Source organism: Nodosilinea sp. FACHB-131 (assembly GCF_014695395.1).
Taxonomy (GTDB): domain Bacteria; phylum Cyanobacteriota; class Cyanobacteriia; order Phormidesmidales; family Phormidesmidaceae; genus Nodosilinea.
This window is the reverse complement of the sequence record NZ_JACJOF010000026.1, coordinates 40,423-66,115: the sequence shown is the minus strand read 5'-3', so window position 1 is coordinate 66,115 and position 25,693 is coordinate 40,423. Positions and strand designations below refer to the sequence as shown.

Sequence of the window (25,693 nt, the reverse complement as noted above, 5' to 3'; positions counted from 1 at the left end):
AGTTACATTGAGCGATTCAACAATACTCTCAGACAGCGGGTTTCACGCTTTGTCAGACGCAGCTTAGCCTTCTCTAAAAGTCTGCGCAATCACATTGGCTTGCTGTGGAATTTTATTCACCACTACAACGCATCATTACCTCTCTAGTACTACCTCTATGTTTTGTGGTTGATTCTCTGGAAGTTGACATTTAAACGCATCAGCAAAATCGAGGCATGGTAGCGATCGCATGGCTAGACTGGTGCTGGGAACAACAGTTTCTTGAACAACAATTTTTTCATTTGTTCGTCTCCTCAGCGTGGACGATTGCTTCAAAGATATTCTTCGAATTACCACCCCAACCCTGAATTCAAGCAGGTTAACCTTGAGTACAACCGATAGGGTCTCAACTATGTTCCCGCTCACAACTTGCGACATAACGTTCTGCTTCACCCACCGCTAGTAAACTTTCGATCTCAACCAACCAGCTCAAAACGGTCGGTGTGCAAGCGTATTGTTCGGCACTGCCCTATCGAACAACGTCAGGGGTAAATCAACATGATCACCTTTGACAGTCCAGTACCCGATACAGTGCCCAAAAATCGTTCACAACTTCGGTAGCATCACTCACGGTGCCAGCCTGCATGCGTGGCTAGGCTAGAGCTGCCATCTCTACCTTCCATCCAAGACGCAGCATCGGTCTCTAGCGCTAGCCATCCTTTTGGGCACCTTGCTCCTTCTCCCCGGCTGTAATTTAACTGGCCCAAATGGGAGTCCTCAACCCAGCCCAAGCGACCGCAATGCAGCGCGTAGCCGGTGAACCCTCGACAGAGCCAGCATTATTGGTCTGGCAAGGCTATTACGAACGGGGCATAGCAGCAAACCCCCATCACATCGACATTTGGGGGACCAAATCGGTGCTTTTGAAGGCCAAATGGCACGGGGATGAGGCCCGCCTGCTACCGCTGGCGCAGGAGTGCGATCGCTTGGCTAAAGCAGCCAACAAGCCGCTGTTGGGGCTTGTGCCCATCGGCATTTATCGCGGTATTGCTAAAGTGCACAAGGGTTTCCTCAGTCAACCAGCGGTCTGGGGCGAGATGGAGGCCAGCTATAGCCGTATCTTTGCGGCTTATCTCGACCACCTTCGCTCCCGCTTTTACTACACCTACGATGCCTTACTAACTCAGTGTGCCAACCGGGCAGCAGAACAGTTTGAACTTATTGGCGATCGCTGGACGAGCGGTAATGCCTGGCCATCGTTAAAGACGTACCACAAGGCCCAAGCAACCAGGCTCCAGATGCTTTCTAGCGATGCCTATGATCAGGCTGACTACCTCCAGGCTGAATGGATGGCCCTAAAATCGCTTGACCTGCTGCCCATGGCCTCAACCTACTTGATCTTGGTGGGGCATTCAAGGACAACACGACCGCGGTATGCCGCGGGCGATCGAGTACACATAGCAGACCCTGGCAGCTAACCCCAGCCCTTAAGAACACCGCTATGCCGAGGAGACGATCGTGCAGGCCGAGACGTACATGAATCCCTAGTTGGCACCATACAGCTATTCAACCCTGACTGCCTGACACAAGTAGATGAAAAGCTTAAAACCTTGTAAGAGGGAAAGGGTGAGCTGACACAAGATGCCAAGAGTTGCGTCAGCTTCAGGTCTGAGTGCGAGTGAAAAGCTTGTATGTGCCAGCGCTCCATCGCTGACAAAGGCAACGGCTTTACCTAGCCGCTGACAAAGGCAACGGCTCTACCTAGCGCTCGGTACCATGGTTCTGTGGAATCGCTACTGCACGATTAACCTATCGGTTATTCTGCAAACTGACAGCAGCATTATAGTCGAGCTAAAGCTAAGTAGTCTGCTCTGCTAACCACTGGTTGAGGTTTTGACGGTTAATGGCGGCTGCCATCAGATCGGGGAAGCGATCGGGTGTACAAGCAAATGCAGGGATACCCAGAGATGCCATGAATTGAGTGTTGCTATGGTCATAGCAGGGTGCGCCATCATCATTGAGTGCCAGCAGGGTGATGAATTGAATTCCTGAAGCAACGAGGCTACTGATGCGCTTTCGCATTTCATCCTGATTACCCCCTTCATATAGGTCACTGATCAACACGAGGATAGTATCCTGTGGTTGGCAAATCAGGCTTTGGCAGTAAGCGAGTGCCTGATTAATGTCAGTGCCGCCTCCTAGCTGAGTTCCAAATAAAACCTCAACGGGATCTTGCAGCAAGTCGGTCAGGTCAACCACTGCCGTATCGAACACAACCATATGGGTTTGCACTGCGGGGAGGGATGCCAAAATAGCACTAAATATTCCGGCATAAACGACGGAGGTTGCCATTGAACCACTCTGATCCACGCAGAGAATGATGTTTCGCAGGGCAGAACGTTTGCGTCCAAAACCAATCCGAGTTTCAGGAATAATGGTGCGGTATTGAGGCTGATAGTGTTTCAGATTGGCACGAATTGTCCGATGCCAATCAATTTCGTGATGGCGGGGACGACGGTTGCGGATAGAACGATTGAGGCTACCCAAAATTGCCTGCCGAGTTGGATTTTCAAGTTTGCGGATCAGATCTTCAACGACTCGTCTGACCACAATTCGAGCGGTTTCTTTTGTCTTACCAGGCATTACCCCACTTAGTGACAACAGGTTAGAGACCAGATGCACATCAGGTTCTACTGCCTCCAGCAGTTCTGGTTCCAATAACATTTGGCGCAGGTTCAGCCGATTCAAGGCATCTTGCTGCATCACTTTTACAACTGAAGTGGGAAAGTAGGTGCGAATGTCACCCAACCAACGCGCCACTTTGGGAGAGGAAGCCCCCAGTCCACCTTGACGATCGCTATCGTAAAGCGCACTCAACGTCTGATCGATCGCTTGATCTGCCCCTCCCAAACTAAAGCCGTCACCTTCCATGCCATTACCGTTGGTTGAACTGCAAATGCCATCCGCTGCGCCACCACCGAGGATGAGCCGCCAGCGTCTCAATCGTTCTGTTGAGGGAGAGTCCGTCATGGTGCAATACCAAGTAATTGGGCAACAAGTGGGAGGACGGAATCGGCGCGATCGCTATCAAACGAACCCGCTTTGACGAATACAGGGGTATGACTATTTCCCTGCCGAACTCGCTCTCCCATCTGGCGGCGTTCAGGGGCAGCGAAGGTAGAAAAAGTGCGACGCAACAGCGGCAAAATTGCAGTAAACGTTTCACTCGATAGCTGAGCCACCCAGTCATCTAAAACTTGCCAAAGCGTTGGGTTATGGAGCAGCGATAACCCACTGCCTGCTAAAAATCCTTCAATCCAGGCGGCAGCTTGAGCAGGTTCGCTGGCCGTTGAGAGTGCTAACCCCAGTCGTCGTGCCGTATCTTCTGGCTGAAAGACTCCGGCTTCAAAGAGTAGGCGACAGCAGCGCCCCGCTACCAGCCCATGTAACCCCTGCTGGTCGGCCAGTTGAAGGAGAACCTGTTGCCACATTTCTAAAGCATCAGGTTGTTGAAGAATCGCGATCGCGCCATTCACGTCGTTTACCTGCTGATGCATTTGAGTTGCTGCATCATCATCCAGAGAAGCCGCAGCAATCGGTAGACCAATGCAAATGCGAGTGATTAGCCCGTTAACGACATGCCCCACTGTTGTCGTTTCAAACTGGCGCACTGTCCCGTAGCGCGTCACGTTCACTAGAGGAGGCAAAGCATTCATCAGATGTGCCATATCGCTTGCCAGTGCAGCTTCTGATTCTAGACATTTCATCAGGCGAACGACCGCCTGAGGGAGGTTTGCCAGCAGGGTTTGATCAATCAGCTTAGTGAGGTTGGGCAGATTGGCTTGATTGGCGCGATCGCACGTCCAAGTCATGGCAGCCGTCTCAATCGTATTGCCCCAGATTCCTGCCTCAATCAGGTGAATAGCAAACTCTGGTTGCCACTGCAGCCGCCAAGATTCGCGGAAGGTGCCTTTCGTGTTACCTGTCGATTGTTGCCGCCCCCAAGGGATCTCCAATAGGTTGAGTCGATGTAACAGGTGCGATCGCTCTAAATCTAGAGGTTTACGAAGATCCAGATCTAGAGTTGTTTCTGTTGCTGCTGGTTTCAGCCGCAGTCGCTTCTGCTGTCGCTGTAAATCCTGTTGTAGGGGAATCATTGGGGTTTCGGCAGGAACCTTACCCAACCGTTCACCCACAATGAGCTGCTGCTGAATCAACTGCATTGGCAGTGAATCACCAAAACAAAGAACCGTCTGGGTGGCTTCATTTAACTCAGGCAGACCTGGAAGGGGACGATCGCGCAATGCTGCTAATGTTTCAGCTAATCGAACCGCTTCAATGACGCTGGCAGAGGAGGCATCAAGGTCTTGTTTTCGCAGTAGTCGAGCAACTTTCGTCATCCAGCGAATCGAACTACTGGTGGTGCCAAGAGATGATTGGGTGGAATTCTTCAGAAGAGAGGCTTTGCCAACGCTCCGTTTTCCCTGTTCCCACAGATGCTGATACCAACCAGGAGATTCAATGCCTGCTCCGTAGCCTCTGCTAATTGTCAATCGTCCATATGTCCAGGGAACCCAAGTCGCTTCAACCTTAAGTTTTGGGAGTCCCTTTAGCAGGGCAACATCTTCTTTGGCAGGTGGCATCGTTGCTAAAGCAGGCGCGTGCCATGCGCCACAGACAACGGCAATTCGTTGAAAACCTTGCTTTTCTGCTTCGCGGATGGTCTTCCGCATATAGGCTTCTCGATACGGTTCCAGTGGGGAGTGGAGGTTAGAAAGTGGGGATTGGGGGTTGGTTTCAATATGCGATCGCAGCACAGTCATCGCTTCTAAAATGGCAGCAAACAACTCTGTGCTATCCTGCCGTTGTTCGACTAGATGTTCCCACCAACGTTCACCGTCGCTGTATCCTGCTGCTTGGGCAAGCAGGCTCAAGGGATCATCATAGGGATTAGGAGTTAGCTGAGGGAGTGCTTCTAATGATTCTGTTTCAGCTTTCTCTCCATCCTCCGGCGGCTGTTCTTGATTCGCGAATTCCTGTTCCTTGTCTGCCATTCCCATGGCAAACCGATGAGTTTGGGGTAAGTCCATGAATCGGACAGGAATCTGCTGAGTCAACCCATAGTGAATGGCCTGCCACTCTGGAGAAAACACTGCAAAAGGGTAATACGCTGCCTGCTGAGGGTTTTCGGGTGAATAAACCAGCAATGCGACAGGTGGACGCATCTGAGAATCAATCAGCAGAGGTAAAACTGCCTCAGCATCCGGCGGTCCTTCCACCAGTACAATATCTGGCTGAAGTTGCGTCAACGCTTCACAAAGACTGCGAGCAGAGCCGGGTCCATGATGACGAATTCCAAAAATGTGAATTGACATGAGGATTGCCCCTAGAGCATCACACGGCTAGCGCGATACAAATCTTTCCAACCGTCCCGTTCTTTGACAACGGTTTCTAGATACTCCTTCCAGACGACCTGATCCTGTATAGGGTCTTTCACAACAGCTCCAACTAAACCAGAAATCAGATCACTAGCCGTTAGAGAGCCATCACCAAAGTGAGCCGAGAGGGACATGCCGCTGTTCACGACTGAGATTGCTTCTGCTGGGCTGAGCGTTCCTGTGGGAGATTTGAGTTTTGTTTTGCCATCAATGGTGACTCCACCCCGCAATTCTCGAAAGATCGTCACCACCCGCTGAATTTCCTCTAGAGCTGGCACTTCGGCAGGCAATTCTAAGGCTCGTCCCAGGCTTGTCACTCGCTGTTGCACGATGCTGACTTCTTCTTCGATCGTGTTGGGAACAGGCAGAATCACCGTATTAAACCGACGTTTGAGGGCGCTAGAGAGTTCGTTGACACCGCGATCGCGATTATTCGCTGTGGCAATCACGCTAAACCCCTTGGTCGCCTGCACTTCTGTATTCAGTTCGGGAACGGGCAATGTCTTTTCAGACAAAACAGTAATCAATGTATCTTGCACATCTGAGGGAATGCGAGTCAGTTCTTCCACACGGGCAATTTTTCCGTCTGCCATTGCCCGCATCATGGGGCTGGCAACTAACGCCTCCATTGAAGGACCGTCTGCCAGCAGTCGAGCATAGTTCCAGCCGTAACGAATGGCTTCTTCGCTCGTACCAGCGGTTCCTTGAATCAGCATGGTGGAATCACCTGAAACTGCTGCTGCCAAATGCTCAGACACCCAGGACTTTGCTGTACCTGGAACGCCATACAGCAGTAAGGCTCGATCGGTGGCAAGGGTTGCGATCGCAACTTCCATCAAACGACGATTGCCAATGTATTTAGGAGACACTTCAAAACCATTGTCCAGTTTGCCTCCCAGTAAGTAGATAGCTACTGCCCAAGGGGAAAGCTTCCAGTTTGGCGGGCGTTGGCGTGTATCGGCTTTTGCCAGTTCTTCGAGTTCGTGAGCAAATTGCTGTTCGGCGTGTTCGCGGAGGAGAGAGGAATTGGGTGATGGGGGATCGGGGGTTGGGGGTTGAGAGTCGGGGTGTTGAGTTTTAGATTTTGTGGTTGCCATAGTTGATGCTTTGTTGTTGATGAAATTAATGCAGAAAAATTACCCAAACTTGTCACCCATTCCCCATCCCCTATCCCCCATCTTTCCCTAACGCCTGTGCCATCTCATTGCGAAATTCTAGTAGCGTTATCAGATCGTTCATGCTGTTTATCCAATGAGAATCATTTGCAAGCCTTTCACGTAACTGAATAACTTCTGAAGTGAGGCTAACTGGAATAAAACGAGCAAATTCTTTGAGTGCAGATCTAAGTTCCCAATCAGAATTTGAAAAATCTTTGGTGTGATTCAAATGTTCCTCTAATTCATCCAAAACGAGACGAGCTAAGTCAACGCTCCACAGTTGGGAACTGGAGCGAAGCAACCAAATTGTTAATGAATCATTGATTCTTCTGTGAAAAATCTGGAACAGATCGATTAAGAGAGCATTACGTCGATCGCCAGACAACGCATCAACCAAAGCCTCAGTACCAAGGTCAACGAGCACTACATCTCTATTGATTGATGTTTGTCCGGCGAACCAAACTCTGATAACTTCCTCCAACCATTCATGGTTTCCCTGGCGCTTGGCTGCTAATGCAAATCCATCAAGCAAAACATTCTGCCATTCATGGGATTGGGCTAGCTTGATAATTTGCTGTGGTGACATCTGCCACTGCTCGGTCCAAGTGCTAAGCGGAGTTGCACCAAGCATTTGCAAAAGCCACCAACCTTTTTCGCCCACCTTATTTATGGAGGACAATGGTTTTAGTTCAAACCCAAGCTGAATCAGCGTTTCATCCAAATGATCGGGTAGCTGCACGTGTAAGGATGGTCCCTCACGCTCAAGTGAGAGATAGCGACAAGTGTGTTCTGTTACGTGTTGCAGGCGCGAAGTGGGCAGACTCGCAAGTAAATCTACTGCAACTCGCCGAACTTCCTTACTCCGATCGCCCAATCCATTTTCTAAAAATGGCTCATCTGCCATGCTTAATCCAATACGAAAGGCTTCCAGAAATTTGGCACGATCGCTGGCTGTTTCTTGCTTCCAGGTTGATTGCAGCAATTCTCTAGCGTGATCAGGATGGTGCGATCGCAGATCTTGCAAATAAAGCAATCGGGCTGATGGCGTTCCTGTTTCCCAGTCCGCTTCTGTGGTTAAAGCCACTGCATAGTTCCAATCAGGATTCTGTGCTGCTAGCCAGCGTCCCCGTTGCCCTAAAACAGGTAGAATAGCTGCTCGCAATTCTCGTTGCTGTCGTCCTTTATCTAGCAGAGAGGGGAGCAGCATCTCAGGCACACGTTGTCTGGCGATCGCAGCTTTCTCTAACCACTCGCTCAACAGTTGCGGAAACTGTCCCTCAAGAATTTGCTGTAAACAACGCGCAGCACGAGGACTGCACTGGGGAAGATCATCAAATGAACACGGTTCGGCTTCAATCACCGATCGCACTTCGGGAAGCCAGCCAACGCGCTGATGTAGGGACACAATCCCAGCAGCAGAAAGGAGTGCCGATTCTTTGGGACGAGCGCTTAATTGAGACAGGCAGTTTCCTAAGTTACCGGAGATGTTCGCTAGTTGAAACGGTTGTCGCTCTGTGCCTAGCAAAGCAGCGGAGGCGATCGTCTGCCAAGGGTCATCAGTTGCCAAAGCCATAGTAAGAATCCTCTACCCAAACGCTCAACACCGTTAAAAACGCCCCATCCCACTCACCAAACACCGAAAGGGCATGCCCTCCACTCAGGGCTAGGAGTTGCCATCCTTGAGTTGCTTCCATTCGACGGGAGAGGGGCAACACTATACCCTGTTGATCCTGAAGCAGCCAGCCCTTCTCCTCCTGCCGGGGAATCACATCTTGCAGCAATAGAGGAAATCGTTCTAGCCAGGGGCAGTTTGCCAATGCCTTACTGTAAGTGGCGATCGCTTCGCTAATGCCTGAAGGGCATACCGCTTCTGCAATCAACTCAATACCGGGTGGGGGTTTTGGGAGGACAGCTGATTCCTGACGAGTTTTGATCAGGGCACGTAAAGGGTAAGCACTGGGATAAAACACCAACTCCGCTTCCAGACAGGTTCCTGGTAAAAGGCTTTGCTCAAACGGTTGATGACCGTGGGCAAAATCCAGCAAGAGGGCAAAGGTGTGAGTGGCAATGCCGTAGAGCCAGGTTCGCCGTACCCGCAACCGCTCTTCCTCCTGGGTGCGTTGCCCAATTACCAGCCACAGATCTGTATGAGCCTGCCCGGTCAAGACCTCCTCCTGATTCAGTGACCAGCCAATTTGAGTCCGCAGGTCAGCTTGTACAGCAGTTGGCAAGGTTTCAATCCGCTCAAAGCCTTCAATCAGCAGATATAGCCGCCCCAACCGCTCCAGCACGCGATCGCTCCAATCTGCACCCGTATGGATGATTCCAGCCAGCTCTCGTAACTGTCGTGCCAGACCGGGCGCCTGAGCATCAACCATTCGGGCAGCGATCGTATCCCACATTTGATAAGACTCCTGCGGCAACGTTGCCAACCCCTGCCGGACTCGATCGTCTAACCATAAGCGCAATTCTTGAATGCCTGCACTCACCTTACGCTGCCGTTCTGCTACCCGCTTGGCTTGTGCGATCGGATCGGCTGTCTGGTCCTGTCGTTTCGTCTGCTTCTCTGCTTGCTTCTCCGCCCGCTGCGACCTGCTGGCTAACCATTCTGCAACCCAAGCAGGGGGATCTGTCTCAACCATCTCCCCCGGTTGCTCTGCTAGCAACAAAAACAGTCCCAACCCATGTTTGCAGGGAAATTTGCGGCTAGGGCAGCTACAACGAAACGCCGGTTCGCTCAGATCAATCTGCGTCTGATAAGGATTCTTGCCACTTCCCTGACACTCACCCCAAATCACGGACTGTTGCTGACCCAGAGCAATCCACTTCTGACGGGTTGCCAACCCACGCCCATTTTTTGCAGAGGCTGCATCAGGTGCCAGCGCTAATACCTGATCTGCTGTCCATTGGGCAGGCATAGAAACTCCCCGTCAAACTCATGCAACGTCTCAACGCCTTCGTAACGTTTTCGGTTGAGGGGTGTCATCCGTATTCTTACGAAAGATTTAGTTCAAATGTACCATGATTGACTGTGAGAGCAAATTGAAGAAATCTTTGGAGCAAAGCGAACGTCATCAAAATTGAAGCAAAAGATGAAACAGGGTTGCTCAAGACACTACTGCGACGGGTAAAACACTAAAGGTAGTGACAAATTTGATACGACTAAAAAAAGGCCTTTTAACCGTGCAATACGACGAATTTTGGTCACTTTTGACCACATAGGCACAAACAATGGCTCTGGTTGGCCTTTGACGCTGAGACCCGATAATCTCACAGATTTCAGCGTCAAAGGCTGCTCTGCCTAGAGTGCGCCACGCCTCTAGGATTCCTTGCCCAATGTCTATCGACAGTATGCTGTCATCTACACCAACGCTTGGGAGACGTATCGGCAAGTGATGCCCAGAAAACGGCACCGGGTTGTCGGCAATCGGTGCAGGATGTGAGCTACCTGGCCAGAGTGAGCACCGCCATCATCTACAAACACTATGCCGCCCGCGCCAGGCGGCCCATAATCCCCGAGTTTTGATTAGGAGAAATTCCCCCAATTTCGGGCTTGGACTAAAAGCGGCCTAAATGGCACAACTGGCACAAGGGCAAAACCCGCATTCTCTCGTTAAACAGAGGGTGAGCGGAGGACACCATCCCAAAGACGGCAAAAGCTTCATCAGAGAAGGGGCTCAGACCACAGGCAGGGCCTTTGATTAGTTGCTTCACTCAGCAGCTAACCTCGCTGGACTATGAGATGGACAGCGGCGCAATTAAGGGTGTTCAGGCCCAGCAGGCGGCGTGACCTCGATGCCTAGCCGTGTTTTGACCGTGGTTGGGATATTTGTTGCCTTGGCCACTTCGGTTTTATCTGGCCAAATTGTTTTCTCGTCAAAACTGACGCCTTCGAGGTCGGCATTGCTGAGGTCAGCACCGCTGAGGTTAGCACCGCTGAGGTCGGCATTGCTAAGGTCGGCCTCGCTGAGGTCGACATCAGTGAGGTTAGCTCCTCTGACGTCGGCATCGATGAGGTTAGCTCTGCTGAGGTCAGCATCGCTGAAATTGGCACCGACGAGGTTGGCACCGTTGAGCTTGGCACCGCTGAGCTTGGCCTCGCTGAGATTGGCACCGCTGAGGCTGGCACCGTTGAGCTTGGTCCAGCTAAGGCTGGCACTGCTGAGATTGGCGAAGCTGAAATTGGCATTAATGAGATTGGCACCGACGAGGTTGGCACTGGTGAGATTGGTATTGAAGAGCTTGGCACCGCTGAGGTTGGCCCAGCTGAGATTGACCCAGCTGAGGAAAGCTCCGTTGAGATCGGCATAGCTGAGGAGAGCTCCTCTAAGGTCTATTGGCTGTTCGTTTTCTATAGGTGTACGCCGTCCAATGACGGTTAGAGTGCTTTGAATGTCCTGGGACAAGGTTAGTTCTTCTTCCCTAGGTGTACTTTTAGCCCTAACGAAAGCTGTTAGGACTTCCATCACCACAGCGTGATCTGCTTTAGAGTCTCTTGCGATTCGTTCAAGGGAGTAGATACCACCAAGCCTGACTTCTAGCTTGTCATCAGCCAGCATCTCAACAGCCTTGCTAAAACGGTCTGTGACGTTTTTATCCTCAGCAAGCTGTAAGTTTCTCCAAGCCAGATAGGCTGTGCCGATAAAGCCTAGCCCTCCTATGGTCTGAATGACTTTTAGGGCATTGTCTCGATTGGCATTTAGTAGTTCGGCTTTTACCTTCTCATCAGTAATAGATCGGGAAAGACCCCACTGAGGAACTCTCCAGATGAAACCCACCAGGAGCAAAAGAACTGCTGTTGAACCCAACCACCACAACCTTTTCCTGTCTGTCTGAGGCTTAAGCATGCTGGCTTGTGGCTAATGATATTGGCTAAGTGTACTGCCGCAGTTCAGCAGGGTGGCCAGACCCAACGGGCAGCGTAGCGGCTTTAGCTAAAGGCGTTAGCTCAGCCAGATCGCTGACTGCACTCAGCCTTGGCACTGCCCGCCTACCGACAAGGGCATCATAGGCGGGCAGCGAGTTCCTGAGAGCAAGTTCCCACCGTAGATGCCATCAATAGCCCCCCTTAGCCAACGCTGCGGATAAGAGGGGGCCTATTTTTTAAGGATCCATTGGGGGAAATTAACATTCCCTGCATGGGCCAACGGCTAGAATGTATGCCAGGAGGCGGGCTTGAACCGCCGACACGAGGATTTTCAGTCCTCTGCTCTACCAACTGAGCTATCCCGGCTAGGGGCGCAAATTTCAGCGCTCAATTAAGATAGCAAGCTGATGTCACCCCTGACAAGGCTATCGGGAAAAATTACTGCCCTTCTCTACTGAACCTCTCGCAGGCGGGCCACTTTGAGGTAAAAATTACCGGCACCTTGCCCGGCGTAGGCGCTTACTCGGACTGTGTAGGTGCCTGACTCGCCAATGCGGGCAAACAGTAGAGAATTAGTGGTACCGTCCGGGCCGTCATCGTTTTCGCCCACGGTGACGCCGTCTTTGTTCATCAAAATAACCAGGGTGTCAAACTCTTCAGAGGTGACATCGACCGCTACTTGGTCCCCCGCCTCCAGATTGACTGTATAGTCGCGGGCAAACCCACCGGTACCGGTCGGGATGTCGCTATTGCTCAGGGCATCGTTGACTTCTCGAGATGCCGGTAGCGAAATAGGAGAATAAACTGTCGTCTGCGCCTTGGCTGGCAGCGAAGTTAGCGCCAGGGTAGTTAATGCCAGAGGAAGCAGCAGGTTGCGCCGTAGCCGAAGGTGAAATTGCATAGATTGTGAAAGATTAATTGGAGACAAATTTGCCCAAGGGCACGAGATCGTGCCCATTATGGCCTAAATTTCTGGGTTGCTTCGAGAACTAAAAGAGTCTACATATAGTCGGCTCTAGGATTTGAAGTCGCTCCGCCGGCAAACACTCTATAGGCATTGCGGATTTAGGATTCGGCGGGCTGGGGTTTTGGTTGCGTCGTTTCTCAATTTCGTTGCTACACTCACAGACGACCAATGCCCTAGGTATGCCGCCCTTGTCCATGCTAGAGCGCCCTCGCCATCGTTCAGTGCTATCAAACTCTCATCCCAAGCGCAAGCGGCGGCGATCCCGCAGACCTCGGTTGATGATGATGGCCCTGATCAGCAGCACCCTGTTGCTGGTTGCTTTTCGTGGTGCCAGCGAATACTGGCGTCAGCCTCTCGAATTTAGCCAGCGTCCGGTAGGGCAGATTGTCAACCGGGCCGAGGTTGCCACTGGCATTCGCCAGATTCAAACTGCCAATGGCCGGCCGACTCTCAACCCTTTGCCTCTGGCCGAAGAGGTTTGGACCTGCGAAGTGGTGGTTATTGGCGGTACCCTGGGTGGGGTTGCCGCTGCCTCCCACGCGATGAAAACTGGCGTCACCACCTGCCTGATTGAGCTCACCCCGTGGCTAGGTGGGCAGATCAGTTCCCAAGGAGTCTCGGCGATCGACGAGTCGCGGGCAATGCGGTGGCGACGCAACTTTTCCCCTAGCTGGGAGGCATTTAAGAATCTGATTAAGCGCCAGCCTGTCTACCTCCCCGATTGGACGGGTATGCCCGCCCAGCTGCCGGTCGAGAGAACCAATAGCTGCTGGGTTGGTGAACTGTGCTTTACCCCCCGCGCCGGGGCCACAGCGGCAGAAATGTGGATGCGAGACGCCGCACAGCATGCCCCCGAGAGTCGCTGGGCCACCTCTACCGCCTTTAAAGGAGCTGCCTTTGATGCTTCTGGCCGATATGTGACAGCGGTATATGGGGTGCGGCGCGTTCCTCTCGATCCAAACTATGTGCCGACGGGGCGGCTCTCCCAGGAGCTAGAGCGGTGGTATGCCTGGTCAGATGATGAAGCCTACAACAAAATTCCCATTCGCTTACAGCCGCCGCCGAATCGCTCCATGATCGTGATCGATGCGACGGATACCGGCGAGCTGGTGGGCTGGGCCAACCTACCCCACCGCCTAGGCTCTGACGGCCAGGGGTTTACCGGCGAAGTCAACGCGCCGCCGCAGGATAATCCCGACTGTACCCAGGCTTACACCTATCCCTTTGTATTAGCTACCCTTGACGACAAAAATGAGAGCCTCAAGGAGCTGCAAAAGCTAGAGCCAGCTCTGTCAAAGGCCGAGCATCGCAAAGAGTTTAGTTTGGAAGGGTTTCCATTCTTCGACTTTGGCAGTGTGTTTAACTATCGCCGCATTGTCAGCCAGCGGGCAGGGGACTCAAACGTCAACCGCACCCAGCCCGGCGAAATTACCTTAATCAACTGGAACAAGGGCAACGACTGGCACTTTATGGACCCGCCTTTGGTGTTTACCGAAGAGGATATTCGCTTGTCAGGGCAGCGCCAAGATTGGCTCGGCGGGTTATCGACTGAATCACTTAACTATGGTGAAGTTCATGCGCTCCAGTTTGCTGAGTGGCTGCTGGAAAATGAGAGCACCAACAAGCTATCGCTGACGTTTCTGCGGGGGGAGGATTCACCCCTAGGTACTCAGTCCGGCCTCAGCATAGTGCCCTACATTCGCGAGGGTCGCCGCATTTTGGGCCGCCCTGCCTACGGTCAAGACAGCTTTATGGCGGTGGAGGCTGACCTGCGGGAAGACATGACCGGGGGGCGTGATTTTAGAGCCACTGCTGTGGCCCTGGCCCACTACGATATTGATATCCACGGCTGCCGCTACCGATCCTGGCGCCCCTCGTACGAGGCAGCAGGGGCCAGCATTAAAGAATTTGTGGTGCGGCCGTTGCAGGTTCCCCTAGAGGCGTTGGTACCCCAGGGAGTCGACAATGTGCTGATTGGCGGTAAGAGTGTGGCCGCCAGCCACATCGTCAACGGCGTGACGCGGGTGCACTACGGCGAATGGAGCATCGGCGGGGCGGCGGGAGCGACGGCGGGCTGGATGCTACGCTACGCCAAGCCCACTGATCTGACCCCGGCCCAGGTGGTAGTGACTGGGCAAATGCCTGCTCTACAACAGTTTTTGATCGAGCAGGGTCTGAAATTTACTTGGTAATTCAAATAGGTAGAGCGAAAGAACGAAAATAGAAGACCGAGAAGAAAACGCCCAATAAGCTCGAATATTAGCTTTCTGAGCTGTTCTGCGAAATGGGAACTTCTGTAGGGGCAACTACCGGCAACGCGATCGCTCGCTAGGGCTAAATTTTACCCGTAGCTCAGTAAACACAGCCTTGACCTATCCTAGAGGGTGCTGAGCGATGGGTGAGGGGGTATTGATGGCAGAGTGGATGAACCAGATGCTACGGCGAATTTGGCAGTGGCGATCGCTCGCCCTCCTCTTAGTGCTAGTGCTAACCAGTTGTGCCATACCCCAGATTAAGGCTGAAGACCGGCTGTTTTTGCCTCTCACCGTTGAACTGCTAGATGTATATACCCTGCCGCCCCAGGAGTTCGAAGGCACCACGGTGGGTGGGCTGTCGGCCCTAGCCTACGATCGCCCCCGCGATCGGCTCTATGTGCTCTCCGACGACCGTGGTCAGTCTGGCCCCGCCCGCTTTTATACCTTCGCCATTACCCTAAAGCGCAGCGGCCCGCCCAAGTTTGACACCGTCACCCTCGAAGCCTTTACCCCGCTGCTCAATGCCGAGGGCAACCCCTATCCCCAGGGCAGCCTTGACCCCGAGGGCATCGCTTTATCGCCCCGCGACACGTTGTTCATTGCCAGCGAGGGAGATGTTCAGCAGAATGTGCCGCCCTTTATCGGCGAGTTTGACCGCGAGACGGGCCAAGCGATCGCCACCCTACCGCTGCCTAAGCGATACCTGCCCGACGACCCCGATCGCCCCACCCAGGGGGTGCAAAACAACCTCAGCCTAGAGGCCCTCACCGTCACCGGGTCGCCCAGTGGAGCCGGCATGACTGAGCCCTTTCGCCTCTTTGCTGCCACTGAGTCAGCTCTGGTACAAGACTATAACGATGACCCCAGCCAGCCCCTCAACAGCCGCTTTTTGCACTACCTGATTGGCGACGACCAGAATACGCTGATTGCCGAGCACCGCTATCCCCTCGATTTAGAACCCTCTGGCGCGGTGGTGAATGGCCTCACCGACCTGCTGGCGATCGACCCAGCCGGGCACTTTCTGGCGATAGAGCGGGCCGCGGGCCTGCGCGGGTTGCAGGTGAAGCTCTATCAACTGGCCACCGGCGGTGCGACTGATACGTCGACAATTCCTAGCCTGAGCGGGGATGTGTCGGGCAGTTCACCTATTCGCAAGCAGCTAGTGCTCGATTTTGCTGAGACGCCCCTGGCGGTGGATAACCTGGAAGGTATGACCCTAGGCCCGCGCCTGCCCGACGGTAGCCAGAGCCTGCTGATGGTCAGCGACAACAACTTTGAGGGCGATCGCGCTACCCAGCTGATTCTGCTGCGTTTGCGGATGTAGTGTTTCTATCACACAAAAAAGGGGCCAATGAATTGAGCCCCCTGCCTAGAGAATATTGCGCTACCGATCCAGCGACGGCTATAGAGAAGCTGCTGTAGCCGCCGCTGGATTGAGCGATCGCATCTACTATTGCTACGTTTACATCGAAAGAAAATTAGCTAACAGCACTGCCGATCGCCCCTTTCAGAGCTGCAACACCCTGCTCGACACTGGCCCACAGGCCCATATCAGGCTCTTGACCCGCTATTTCACGAGTGCCAACAAAGTAAAGAACGCCCTTAAGAACTTCTTGGTGGGCCCGATTTTCAAAGTTAACCTTGTTGAGCGGCTCCATGGCATCTTGCAGCGAATCGCTCAGGGTTTGACCGACTTTGTGCAGCACCAAACCATTCATCGTCTGCTGGTGCTTCAGCAATTCAAGCTGAAAAAACTTGTCGTATAAAGATAGTTCTGAACTATCCGTCATCTTAGTGACGGCCTCAGCATGTTTTTGGGTGATGTCACGTGGCTCTGCTGTAGAACCTAGCTTAGTCACAGCCTCTTCGATATTGCTGAGGTTTGCGCGATCGCTCTTCAGCATTCCCTCAAGACGCTCGCGAATGGTGTGGTCATCGGTGGCCGTCATTAGCTTTTGCTCAATATCAATCAAGACATTTTGAAAAAGCTTCAGGTCGGCAAGCTTAGTTGCTAAGGTTGTTGTATCAGTCATTAGATGTATTTCCTAACTAGAAGTTTAATAAGTGTGTCATTGCTCACAATCTTTATAATTCCGCGAGAATTCAGAGGCACCCTCCCTCTTTAGAAGGGTTCAAGCTGAAAGCTATCTCTACCGTTTGTAGTGGCTGAGCAAAAACTATGCGCTAGGCCAACTCCCCTCGTTCCTGGGTTTGTCTGTCTTCCTGTAGTTGGCAAATAGTCAGCCCACAGTCCGCTGGAGCAAAAATAATGTCTCTAACTGCTTCGCGCTCAATGCTTTTCTAAGACTTTTGAACAGCGCAAGCTGTGCTCTCACAACAGAAACTGATCGATCTATTTAAAGGTTTTGTAGTGAGGGTGTAAGGGATCAGGTAGTTTTGCCCTATGCCCTAATAAACCCCACACCATCCACCTAATAGCAGACCAGGGCGACCCCACCCAGTTGTTACCATAGTGATAGCGTGCAAATAGGAAGACGGGGCAATGTGTGGACGGTTCAGTCTCAACAAAACCGGCGATGACCTAGCTGATGACTTTTTGCTGCGGTCCTCTCCCCCCGTCGTGCCGCGTTACAACGTTGCCCCTACTCAGCCCATCGCAACGGTGGTGGCTACCTCCGAAAATCCAAAGCCTCACTTCGACTTTTTGCTGTGGGGACTGGTGCCTAGTTGGGCCAAAGACCCTGCCATTGGCAGCCGAATGATCAACGCTCGCGCCGAAACCGTGGTCGAAAAGCCGTCCTTTCGTGCCGCCTTCAAGCGTCGGCGCTGCCTGATTTTGGCCGACGGATTTTATGAGTGGGAGACAATTTCTGGCCGCAAAACCAAGCAGCCTCACTACATCTTTTTAAAGGAGCACACGCCCTTTGCCTTTGCCGGGCTGTGGGAGCACTGGAGCGACCCAGCCAGCGGCGGCGAACTACAAACTTGCACCATTCTCACCACCACACCCAACGAGTTGATGGAGCCAATCCACAATCGCATGCCGGTGATTTTGGCCCCCGAAGACTACGCTGCCTGGCTCGACCCTGACTATTACCAGCCCCAAGCGCTCCAGGAGATGCTGCGCCCCTACGACGATGGAGCAATGGATCGCTACCCGGTTTCGACGGTGGTCAACAAGCCCCAAAATGATTCTCCAGACTGCATTGAGCCTCTCGATATTGCATCGGATGAACTCGTGAAGGCTTAGGATTGTCGGGGCTAGACCCTAAGGGCTATCGCACCAGGCGAGGATACAGACGACCGCAAAAGGCGATCAGCACCGCGGCCACACTCACCAAAATTGAGACGCTCAGCCCCAGGCTGTAGCTGCCCGCCGGTTCCACCAGCATCAGGTTGCGCAGGGCATCGACCATATAGGTCAAGGGGTTGAGTTGCGACACCACCTGTAGCCAGGCAGGCATAATCGAGATTGGATAGATCGCGTTGCTGGCAAAGAACAGCGGCATCATCATCAGTTGCCCCACGCCCATCACTCGCTCGTGGGTCTGCGCCCAGCAGGCCACGATTAGCGAGAAGGTTGAGAATAGCGCTGCGCCCAGCATCACCACCAGGGCCACACCCAGCATCGCCAGCGGGCTCCAGTTAATGGCCACGCCCATGAGAGCCGCCACAATATAGATGATCAGCAGCTGCGATAGGCACCGCACCCCCGCCCCGATCGCCTTACCCAGCACCAGGGCCGGCTTCGGCGCTGGGCTGACCATCAGCTTGTGCAAAATGCCGAGGTCTTTTTCCCAAATCACCAGCAGCCCGGTGAAGATTGACATAAATAGAACGCTCTGGGCCAAGATGCCCGGCGTCATAAAGTCGATGTAGCTGAGGTTGCCAGTGGGGATGCCCCGCACCTGGGTAAACACCTGGCCAAAAATGGTCAGCCACAGCACCGGCTGCACCGCTCGGGTAAACAGTTGAACGGGGTCATGGCGCAGCTTGCGCACTTCCAGCTCGGCAGCTACCAGAGCCTTGGCGATAAAATCTTCCACCGGGGCGGTCACTCGGCCTCGGTTAGCCCAGTCGTTGAGCGGTGCGTCGTGTAGTTGACGTGTCACGATAGCTTCCTTCGTTGTCAGTGGTTAGGAGATTGCGGGTGTAATGGATGAAGACATCATCCATGGTGGCTTCGGGGTGGGGCACGGTGGCTTTGAGCGCTGCTGGGGTGCCCATGGCCACCTGTTGGCCGTTGTAGAGCATGGCGATGCGATCGCACAGCACATCTGCCTCTTCCATAAAGTGGGTAGTGAGAAACACCGTAGTCTGGTAGTCGCGCCGCAGCTGCAAAATCAGGTCCCACATGGTTTTACGGGCCACTGGGTCAAGCCCCACCGTGGGCTCATCGAGGAATAAAACCGGCGGACGGTGCAGGGTGGCCTGGGCCATCTCCAGTCGCCGAATCATGCCGCCGGAGTAGGTATTGACCAGGCGATTCGCCACCGTATCAAGTCCTACATAGTTCAGAGCGGCATGGATGCGATCGAGCCGCTGCCGCCTGGGCACACCGTAGAGCTTGGCCAAAATCAGCAGGTTCTCGTAGCCGGTCAGGGTGCCATCTACCGACAGCGCCTGGGGCACATAGCCAATCCGTCGCTGCACCCCGGCAGACTGGCGACCAACCTCGCATCCGGCGATCGTGGCCCGTCCACTGCTAGCAGGCAGCAGGGTGGTGAGCATTTTAATCAGCGTGCTTTTGCCCGCCCCGTTTGGTCCTAGCAGGCCAAAGACTTCCCCCGGCTCAACGGTGAGGCTAAACCCATCGACGGCTGTTTTGGTGCCAAAGCGTTTGGTCAGTTCCTGAATTTCAATCATTGCCATAGGTCATTGAATGGGAGAGTTTTGAGTGCTTGGTTTTGAGTTTCGAGTTGAGGAGGTGGGCTTTGATTCAAAGCTCAACACTCAACACTTAAAATTTGTTCTCTTATTCCTGCCCTTTGGGTTCATCAAATAGGTCGCCCAAGATGGTCAGCCCCGCCTGTACCTGCTGAAGCTGGGCCACAGACAAACCCTCTAGACGACGGGCTACTGTCTGCAACGTTGCGTCGTAAACTCGCTCCATCTCCGCTGCGCCTGCGGCAGTCAGGGTGAGAATGATCCGCCGCCGCTCAACCGGATCGCTGATTCGGCTGACCAGCCCCCGCTGCACTAGGCGCTCCACCATGGCCGACATGGTAGGCCGGGTGACATCTAAATAGTCAGCCACCTCTGAGAGGGAAGCCTGCGATCGCCGCCGCAAAAAATACAGCACCCGTAGTTGTGACAGCGACAGTTGTGGTTTGCCGTGGCAACGAATGCCCGCCCGCAAAAACCGCGTTACCGCCGGTATTGTCGTCATCATGTCTGCCGCGCACTGGATTGAGGTAGGGGCTTGGGTAACCAAAAGCAAACAAGCTCTTTATCAGTAGTTAGGTTAGCTAATAGTTAGGTTAGCTTACTATCTCTCAACTGTGGGGCAGTTGTAGTCGAATCAAGCGCATCGATTAAAGCAGCCCCAAAACCTCAGACGAAAACCCTAGGAATGGCCTTAAGCTGACGCTGGACTTGGCTTCTGTAAAAAAATCTTTCCGGTTCCCCAATCTTTCGTTCGGTGGTTTACAGGTCCTCCAAACCTGGTAGATTGTCTTGGTATCGGCAAAGAGATTGAAGCATTGATATGAAAGTCCTTGTAATTGGCGGCGACGGCTATTGCGGGTGGGCAACGGCCCTATACCTCTCCAATCGTGGCTACGAAGTCGGGATTCTTGATAGCTTGGTGCGTCGCCACTGGGATGCTCAGCTTCAGATCGAGACGCTGACCCCCATTGCCCCCATCCAAAGCCGTCTACAGCGCTGGAAAGACCTCACCGGCAAGCACATCGACCTCTACGTCGGTGATATCAACGACTACTCCTTCCTAGAGGAGACGATGCTTGAGTTTGAGCCCGGCGCGGTGGTTCACTTCGGCGAACAGCGATCGGCTCCCTTCTCGATGATTGACCGGGAGCACGCGGTGCTAACCCAGGCCAACAACGTGCTGGGCAACCTCAACCTGCTCTACGTACTGCGCGACCATTTCCCTGAGTGCCACCTGGTCAAGCTAGGCACCATGGGCGAGTACGGCACCCCCAACATTGACATCGAAGAGGGTTACATCACCATTGAGCACAATGGTCGCAAAGATACCCTCCCCTACCCCAAACAGCCGGGTTCGTTCTACCACCTCAGCAAGGTGCACGACTCCCACAACATTCACTTCGCCTGTAAGGTGTGGGGCCTGCGCGCCACCGACCTCAACCAGGGCGTGGTATACGGCGTGCTCACCGAAGAGACCGGCATGGACGAGCTGCTGATCAACCGCCTCGACTACGACGGCATTTTTGGCACCGCCCTCAACCGCTTCTGTATTCAAGCCGCTGTGGGTCACCCCCTGACCGTCTACGGCAAGGGCGGCCAAACCCGCGCCTTCCTCGATATTCGCGATACCGTGCGGTGCGTTGAGATTGCGATCGCCAACCCCAGCGATCCCGGACTATTCCGTGTCTTCAACCAGTTCACCGAAATGTTTAGCGTCGGCGACCTGGCCATGATGGTGAAAAAAGCTGGCACCACCCTGGGTCTCGATGTCGATATTCAATATATGGACAACCCTCGGGTTGAGGCCGAAGACCATTACTTCAACGCTAAGAACACCAACCTGCTAGAGCTGGGCCTCCAGCCTCACCTGCTGTCTGACTCGCTGCTCGACAGCCTGCTCAACTTCGCTGTCAAGTACAAAGACCGCGTCGATAAGAACCAGATTTTGCCCAAGGTTCAGTGGCGGCGCGACTAATAAGTAAATAGGCCAAAATCACGCTGTGATTTTGGCCTATTTACAAATTTATTCTTCTATTTTCAATCATCTTCACTTAGCCCCCTCAATTGTTATGCGGATTGCTCTCTTCACCGAGACCTTTTTGCCGAAAGTAGACGGCATTGTGACCCGTCTTAAGCACACCGTTGATCACTTGCAGCGCCAGGGCAACCAGGTTTTAGTGTTCTCCCCAGAGGGAGGCTTAACTGAGTATCGAGGGGCAAAAATTCATGGCGTATCTGGGTTTCCGCTGCCGCTTTACCCAGAGCTAAAGCTGGCTTTGCCGCGCCCGTCCATTGGTGAAGCGCTAGAGAGCTTTCAGCCTGACTTAGTCCATGTTGTGAACCCGGCAGTCCTTGGATTGGCGGGCATTTACTACAGCAAAACCTTAGATCTGCCGCTGGTGGCGTCCTACCACACTCACCTCCCCAAATACTTAGAGCACTATGGCCTAGGCATGCTTGAAGGGCTGATGTGGGAGCTAATCAAAGCCATGCACAACAAGGCTCAGATCAACCTAGTCACCTCCACCGCCATGAAGTCTGAGTTGTCAGAGCATGGTGTAGAAAATATCGAGGTGTGGCAGCGTGGGGTTGATACCGAGCTGTTTCGCCCTGAGCTAGCCAGTGCCGAAATGCGCGATCGCCTTTCCCAAGGGCATCCCGAAGCTCCACTGCTGCTCTACATCGGTCGCCTCTCCGCCGAAAAAGAAATCGATCGCATCAAGCCCGTACTTCAAGCTATCCCCGGGGCCCGTTTGGCCTTGGTAGGCGATGGCCCCTACCGCGCCGAGCTAGAGGCCCACTTTGCCGAGACTCCCACCAATTTTGTGGGCTACCTGGGCGGAGAAGATCTGGCCTCTGCCTACGCATCGGCCGATGCCTTTGTGTTCCCCTCCCGCACTGAGACACTGGGCTTAGTCTTGCTGGAGGCGATGGCGGCCGGCTGCCCGGTAGTAGCGGCCAACTCCGGCGGCATTCCCGACATTGTGACCGATGGTGTCAATGGCTTTCTCTTCGACCCGCTCGATGAGGCAGGAGCCATAAACGCCACTCGCCGTCTAATCGAGGCCAAAGATGAGCGGGAGCTGATGCGTCGTAATGCCGTTGCCGAGGCAGAACAGTGGGGCTGGGCGGCTGCAACCCGTCAGCTTCAGCAGTTCTACCGTCAGGTGCTGGCGCAGCGATCGCTGCCCATGGCCGCCTAGGTCTCCTAAACTATAGGTTCAAGCCATATACTGCTGTTTGCGAGGTTAGCTATGGTTGTAGCTTCCCAATCATCTTGGGGGGTGACCTGGGAGAAACTACCCGACGACTTCATCCTTGACGATGAACCAGTGGATAACATCAACCAGCCTGCCATTGCCGCCGCCCTGACCGAAAGCCTGGAGTTAGCCGGGCTCTTACCGGCTCAGTCATTAGTGACAACCAACTACGGCCTGTGCGCAACCGTCAACAGCAAAACTGTGGTCAAAGCTCCCGACTGGGGTTATGTGCCCGAGATTCGTGTGCCAAGAGACGAGGTGACGCGCAGCTACACCCCTCAACTACAAGGCGACTTCCCCACCATCGTGATGGAATTTCTCTCTGATACCGAGGGCGGAGAATATTCCAACAAACCCACCTACCCCCCTGGCAAGTGGTTCTTCTATGAGCAAGTGCTACAGGTATCCCACTACATCATCTTCGAACCCGAAGGGGGGGCGCTAGAGGTCTATCGTTTGGGCGAGTCAGGTCACTACCAGCTCAGTCCAGCCAACGATCAACAACGTTTCTGGATTGATGAGATTGGCTTATCCCTAGGTCTTTGGCAGGGCACTCGCGAAAATCGCACTGGCTACTGGCTCCGCTGGTGGAGCGATCGCGGCGAGATGCTCCCCTGGGGCAAAGAGCGAGCCGAGCAAGAGCACCAGCGCGCCGAACGTCTGGCGGCTCAGCTCCGGGCAGCGGGCATAGAACCAGAAGATTAGCTGCATCAGCCCTACTGCGGGCCGAAACACCTGGGCGCGAACCGTTGAAGGTACTGATTTACCTTGATTTCTTGCAGAACATCAGGCCAGAATAAAGCTACAGCAACGGCAAATAACCTGCTCCCATGACTGCCACCACCCCACAATTTGGGTCCCCTGCTCCGTCCGATCAGCCCAGTTTAAGTGCTCAACAATCGGAGCTAACGGTGGATGTAGCTATTGTCGGTGGCGGCATTGTGGGACTGACGCTGGCGGCGGCCCTGGGCGACAGCGGTATGCAAATTGCTGTGATTGAAGCTCAAACAGCGGTAGCGGCGGCTTCGCGGCAGCGGGCCTACGCCTTCTCGCTAACCTCAGCAGATATTTTTAAGGGGCTAGGGCTATGGCCTCAGGTTGGGCCGCACATCTGTCATTTTGACCAGGTGCAGCTCTCCGATGGTGACTACGGCAAGGTCGTGCGGTTTTTGCCCAGCGATTTGGGTACCGATGCGGTCTACTACGGTGCCGAGCACGGTGTGCTGATGGCGGCGCTCCAGGGCGCGATCGCAACTTTCCCCAACATTCACTACCTCTGCTCAGCCACTCTAGGGGCAACCCACAACCACAGAGAATGCACCGTAGCAGAGGTGAGCACGCCGGAGGGCCATGTCACGGTGCGATCGCCCCTTTTTGTTGCCGCCGACGGCAAGGGCTCTTCCCTACGCCAACGGGCTGGCATTGGCAGCCTTGGCTGGCGCTACCGCCAGTCCTGTGTGACTACTGTTTTAGAACCTGAGCACTCCCACCAAAACACCGCCTACGAACGCTTTTGGCCCAGCGGCCCCTTTGCCATTCTGCCCCTGCCCGGCCAGCGCTGCCAGGTAGTGTGGACCGCCCCCCACGCCGAGGCCGAGGCTATTTTGCACCTGCCCGAAGCCGAGTTTATGGCTGAACTACAGCAGCGCTACGGTAGCCAGATGGGGCAACTCAAGCGACTGACCGCGCCAGCAATGTTCCCAGTGCAGCTGATGCAGTGCGATCGCTACGTCTTGCCCCGCTTGGCCCTAGTCGGAGACGCCGCCCACAGTTGCCACCCCGTGGGCGGGCAGGGGCTAAATATGGGGATTCGCGACGCGGCGGCCCTGGCCGAAGTTCTGACGTCTGCCCATCAGCAGGGCCAAGACCTGGGTAGCCTGCCCGTGCTGCGCCGCTATGAACGTTGGCGACGGTTAGAAAACTGGGTCATTCTCAGTTTCACCGATGGACTGACCCGCATTTTTTCAAACCGACTGCTGCCTGTAGTAGTGCTACGACGCAGTGGGCTTTGGATGCTCAGCTACGTCTCTCCCCTCAAACGTCTGGCTCTACGGCTGATGACCGGTCGCTTAGGACGAGTACCTCGCCTGGCCCAGCTGGGTCGGCAAGGGTATGATTCTGCCCTATGAACCACCATGTAATCCATTCCGCCAGCAAACTTCCCCTTAAATCGAGGAAACCTTGAAGGCTCAAGGTTATCTAAGTTGGGGAGATTAGGTGGACAAGCAACTTCGGCTATTCACTACAGACCAGCCGTTTGCGTAACAGCCTAATACTTTTTTCATCGGTATTCAACACATCCCGCTAGCATTGCAGCCCTTTAGTTTTAAGAGTTGCAATGCTAATAGATTTCCTCATCTAACGAGGTAGGGAACGGAGCGCGAGATAGCGCAATGCCCATCTACCTAGTACTGATACTGGGCTTCTGAACGGGTGTAATCCCGCAGGGGAACGGCGCGGTTGAGGGCCATATTTTTAGCAAACTTAAACAGACTGTCGTAGTTGCGCTGTCTACAAACCAGTCGCCCATCCCCAGAGTATTGATTGCCATCGTCTCGAAGCTCAATGGCGAAATCTGACACGTATACAGAAAAAACTCGGGTGGCAGCGTTCATGATGGTTAACGATCTTTCGCAAGAATTATGGGTGGAATAACGATTTCTCACACATTAATTAATTCAAACCAAAGGCAAAGCCCAGACCTGGCTGGCGTAAACTCTACCGATGGTCAGAATTCAGCTGATTAAACCCACTTGAACTAACAAAAGGCTTTGATATTAGCGGGGTCTACGTAGTAGCAAGCGGAGCTGTCTAAACAGATACGCGCCCAGCCAGCCGCACTGACGTCAACTAGTTCATAGGTCGTATCTTGCACAAAAAAGCCTCGATGATCGCGAGTTCCAGGAAGTACAGAAAAGCAGT

At 53.7% G+C, this 25,693-nt stretch carries 21 protein-coding genes, 1 tRNA gene and 1 pseudogene; 10 read left to right on the top strand and 13 right to left on the bottom strand.

Annotation, left to right across the window (positions count from 1 at the left end):
• On the top strand, positions 1-147 hold a 147-nt coding region (locus H6F75_RS16380; RefSeq protein WP_242019556.1), incomplete at its 5' end, for an IS1 family transposase.
• A gap of 632 nt (positions 148-779) precedes the next feature.
• Positions 780-1,457: a hypothetical protein gene (locus H6F75_RS16375; protein WP_190753535.1), complete on the top strand. Its 678-nt coding sequence runs from the start codon at positions 780-782 to the stop codon at positions 1,455-1,457.
• A gap of 379 nt (positions 1,458-1,836) precedes the next feature.
• On the opposite strand, the gene H6F75_RS16370 is transcribed toward H6F75_RS16375, so the two are convergent.
• The 5 genes from H6F75_RS16370 to H6F75_RS16350 form a co-directional block, all read right to left on the bottom strand.
• On the bottom strand, positions 1,837-3,009 hold the full coding sequence (locus H6F75_RS16370) for a VWA domain-containing protein (protein ID WP_190753534.1): 1,173 nt from the start codon (positions 3,007-3,009) through the stop codon (positions 1,837-1,839).
• Entirely contained in the window at positions 3,006-5,354 is a 2,349-nt protein-coding gene (locus H6F75_RS16365) for a DUF5682 family protein (protein WP_190753533.1), read from the bottom strand. The genes H6F75_RS16370 and H6F75_RS16365 overlap by 4 nt, the downstream gene beginning before the upstream one ends.
• Before the next feature lie 11 nt (positions 5,355-5,365).
• Positions 5,366-6,514, bottom strand: a complete 1,149-nt coding sequence (locus H6F75_RS16360; RefSeq protein WP_190753532.1) for an AAA family ATPase — start codon at positions 6,512-6,514, stop codon at positions 5,366-5,368.
• Between the two features lie 70 nt (positions 6,515-6,584).
• The gene (locus H6F75_RS16355) at positions 6,585-8,147 is read right to left on the bottom strand and encodes a DUF5691 domain-containing protein (protein ID WP_190753531.1); all 1,563 of its coding nucleotides are present in this window, start codon (positions 8,145-8,147) and stop codon (positions 6,585-6,587) included.
• Entirely contained in the window at positions 8,131-9,492 is a 1,362-nt protein-coding gene (locus H6F75_RS16350; protein WP_190753530.1) for an SWIM zinc finger family protein, read from the bottom strand. The genes H6F75_RS16355 and H6F75_RS16350 overlap by 17 nt, the downstream gene beginning before the upstream one ends.
• A 408-nt stretch (positions 9,493-9,900) precedes the next feature.
• Here H6F75_RS16350 and H6F75_RS28845 point away from each other — a divergent pair.
• Positions 9,901-10,017, top strand: a pseudogene (locus H6F75_RS28845) (ISNCY family transposase); the annotation flags it as partial.
• A gap of 315 nt (positions 10,018-10,332) precedes the next feature.
• Here the strand turns inward: H6F75_RS28845 and H6F75_RS16345 are convergent.
• From H6F75_RS16345 to H6F75_RS16335, 3 genes are all read right to left on the bottom strand, one after another.
• Positions 10,333-11,421, bottom strand: a complete 1,089-nt coding sequence (locus tag H6F75_RS16345; RefSeq protein ID WP_190753529.1) for a pentapeptide repeat-containing protein — start codon at positions 11,419-11,421, stop codon at positions 10,333-10,335.
• 313 nt (positions 11,422-11,734) lie between these two features.
• Positions 11,735-11,807: transfer RNA gene (locus H6F75_RS16340), tRNA-Phe, on the bottom strand.
• An 85-nt stretch (positions 11,808-11,892) separates the two neighbouring features.
• Positions 11,893-12,342, bottom strand: a complete 450-nt coding sequence (locus H6F75_RS16335) for a PPC domain-containing protein (protein ID WP_190753528.1) — start codon at positions 12,340-12,342, stop codon at positions 11,893-11,895.
• Positions 12,343-12,629: 287 nt separating this feature from the next.
• On the opposite strand from H6F75_RS16335, the gene H6F75_RS16330 reads away from it, so the two are divergent.
• Together H6F75_RS16330 and H6F75_RS16325 are read left to right on the top strand one after the other, a co-directional pair.
• Positions 12,630-14,600 carry an FAD-dependent oxidoreductase gene (locus H6F75_RS16330; RefSeq protein ID WP_347710663.1) on the top strand — a complete coding sequence of 657 codons (1,971 nt, stop codon included), beginning with the start codon at positions 12,630-12,632 and terminating at the stop codon, positions 14,598-14,600.
• A 220-nt stretch (positions 14,601-14,820) separates the two neighbouring features.
• Complete coding sequence (locus H6F75_RS16325) at positions 14,821-15,987, top strand: esterase-like activity of phytase family protein (protein ID WP_242020067.1); 1,167 nt, start codon at positions 14,821-14,823, stop codon at positions 15,985-15,987.
• A gap of 154 nt (positions 15,988-16,141) precedes the next feature.
• Here H6F75_RS16325 and H6F75_RS16320 read toward each other — a convergent pair whose 3' ends face one another.
• Entirely contained in the window at positions 16,142-16,696 is a 555-nt protein-coding gene (locus H6F75_RS16320) for a hemerythrin HHE cation-binding protein (protein WP_190753527.1), read from the bottom strand.
• Positions 16,697-17,166: 470 nt separating this feature from the next.
• Here H6F75_RS16320 and H6F75_RS16315 point away from each other — a divergent pair, with 470 nt between their 5' ends.
• Positions 17,167-17,874, top strand: coding sequence for an SOS response-associated peptidase (locus H6F75_RS16315; RefSeq protein ID WP_190753526.1), 708 nt, complete (start codon positions 17,167-17,169; stop codon positions 17,872-17,874).
• Between the two features lie 25 nt (positions 17,875-17,899).
• Here the strand turns inward: H6F75_RS16315 and H6F75_RS16310 are convergent, their stop codons facing one another.
• The 3 genes from H6F75_RS16310 to H6F75_RS16300 all read right to left on the bottom strand — a co-directional run bounded on the left by H6F75_RS16310 (position 17,900) and on the right by H6F75_RS16300 (position 20,016).
• On the bottom strand, positions 17,900-18,736 hold the full coding sequence (locus tag H6F75_RS16310) for an ABC transporter permease (protein ID WP_347710662.1): 837 nt from the start codon (positions 18,734-18,736) through the stop codon (positions 17,900-17,902).
• Positions 18,693-19,496: an ATP-binding cassette domain-containing protein gene (locus H6F75_RS16305; RefSeq protein ID WP_190753525.1), complete on the bottom strand. Its 804-nt coding sequence runs from the start codon at positions 19,494-19,496 to the stop codon at positions 18,693-18,695. The genes H6F75_RS16310 and H6F75_RS16305 overlap by 44 nt, the downstream gene beginning before the upstream one ends.
• Positions 19,497-19,599: 103 nt before the next feature.
• Positions 19,600-20,016 (bottom strand): MarR family transcriptional regulator, encoded by a 417-nt coding sequence (locus H6F75_RS16300; protein WP_190753524.1) that lies wholly within the window; start codon positions 20,014-20,016, stop codon positions 19,600-19,602.
• 315 nt (positions 20,017-20,331) lie between these two features.
• On the opposite strand from H6F75_RS16300, the gene H6F75_RS16295 reads away from it, so the two are divergent.
• From H6F75_RS16295 to H6F75_RS16280, 4 genes are all read left to right on the top strand, one after another.
• On the top strand, positions 20,332-21,486 hold the full coding sequence (locus tag H6F75_RS16295) for an NAD-dependent epimerase/dehydratase family protein (protein WP_190753523.1): 1,155 nt from the start codon (positions 20,332-20,334) through the stop codon (positions 21,484-21,486).
• 94 nt (positions 21,487-21,580) lie between these two features.
• A complete protein-coding gene (locus H6F75_RS16290) occupies positions 21,581-22,714 on the top strand; it encodes a glycosyltransferase family 1 protein (protein ID WP_190753522.1) in 1,134 nt (377 codons plus the stop codon).
• A gap of 51 nt (positions 22,715-22,765) precedes the next feature.
• The gene (locus tag H6F75_RS16285) at positions 22,766-23,476 is read left to right on the top strand and encodes a Uma2 family endonuclease (protein WP_190753521.1); all 711 of its coding nucleotides are present in this window, start codon (positions 22,766-22,768) and stop codon (positions 23,474-23,476) included.
• Between the two features lie 125 nt (positions 23,477-23,601).
• Positions 23,602-24,900, top strand: coding sequence for an FAD-dependent hydroxylase (locus tag H6F75_RS16280; RefSeq protein ID WP_190753520.1), 1,299 nt, complete (start codon positions 23,602-23,604; stop codon positions 24,898-24,900).
• 276 nt (positions 24,901-25,176) lie between these two features.
• On the opposite strand, the gene H6F75_RS16275 is transcribed toward H6F75_RS16280, so the two are convergent.
• On the bottom strand, positions 25,177-25,386 hold the full coding sequence (locus tag H6F75_RS16275) for a hypothetical protein (RefSeq protein ID WP_190707150.1): 210 nt from the start codon (positions 25,384-25,386) through the stop codon (positions 25,177-25,179).
• Positions 25,387-25,693: the final 307 nt, after the last annotated feature.

Coding starts and splice junctions, on each gene's coding strand:
- H6F75_RS16360 (WP_190753532.1), bottom strand. CDS start 6,514: ATGGCAACCACAAAATCTAAAACTCAACACCCCGACTCTCAACCCCCA.
- H6F75_RS16290 (WP_190753522.1), top strand. CDS start 21,581: ATGCGGATTGCTCTCTTCACCGAGACCTTTTTGCCGAAAGTAGACGGC.
- H6F75_RS16320 (WP_190753527.1), bottom strand. CDS start 16,696: ATGACTGATACAACAACCTTAGCAACTAAGCTTGCCGACCTGAAGCTT.
- H6F75_RS16325 (WP_242020067.1), top strand. CDS start 14,821: ATGGCAGAGTGGATGAACCAGATGCTACGGCGAATTTGGCAGTGGCGA.
- H6F75_RS16350 (WP_190753530.1), bottom strand. CDS start 9,492: ATGCCTGCCCAATGGACAGCAGATCAGGTATTAGCGCTGGCACCTGAT.
- H6F75_RS16355 (WP_190753531.1), bottom strand. CDS start 8,147: ATGGCTTTGGCAACTGATGACCCTTGGCAGACGATCGCCTCCGCTGCT.
- H6F75_RS16285 (WP_190753521.1), top strand. CDS start 22,766: ATGGTTGTAGCTTCCCAATCATCTTGGGGGGTGACCTGGGAGAAACTA.
- H6F75_RS16315 (WP_190753526.1), top strand. CDS start 17,167: ATGTGTGGACGGTTCAGTCTCAACAAAACCGGCGATGACCTAGCTGAT.
- H6F75_RS16275 (WP_190707150.1), bottom strand. CDS start 25,386: ATGAACGCTGCCACCCGAGTTTTTTCTGTATACGTGTCAGATTTCGCC.
- H6F75_RS16335 (WP_190753528.1), bottom strand. CDS start 12,342: ATGCAATTTCACCTTCGGCTACGGCGCAACCTGCTGCTTCCTCTGGCA.
- H6F75_RS16300 (WP_190753524.1), bottom strand. CDS start 20,016: ATGATGACGACAATACCGGCGGTAACGCGGTTTTTGCGGGCGGGCATT.
- H6F75_RS16295 (WP_190753523.1), top strand. CDS start 20,332: ATGAAAGTCCTTGTAATTGGCGGCGACGGCTATTGCGGGTGGGCAACG.
- H6F75_RS16365 (WP_190753533.1), bottom strand. CDS start 5,354: ATGTCAATTCACATTTTTGGAATTCGTCATCATGGACCCGGCTCTGCT.
- H6F75_RS16280 (WP_190753520.1), top strand. CDS start 23,602: ATGACTGCCACCACCCCACAATTTGGGTCCCCTGCTCCGTCCGATCAG.
- H6F75_RS16305 (WP_190753525.1), bottom strand. CDS start 19,496: ATGGCAATGATTGAAATTCAGGAACTGACCAAACGCTTTGGCACCAAA.
- H6F75_RS16370 (WP_190753534.1), bottom strand. CDS start 3,009: ATGACGGACTCTCCCTCAACAGAACGATTGAGACGCTGGCGGCTCATC.
- H6F75_RS16375 (WP_190753535.1), top strand. CDS start 780: ATGCAGCGCGTAGCCGGTGAACCCTCGACAGAGCCAGCATTATTGGTC.
- H6F75_RS16345 (WP_190753529.1), bottom strand. CDS start 11,421: ATGCTTAAGCCTCAGACAGACAGGAAAAGGTTGTGGTGGTTGGGTTCA.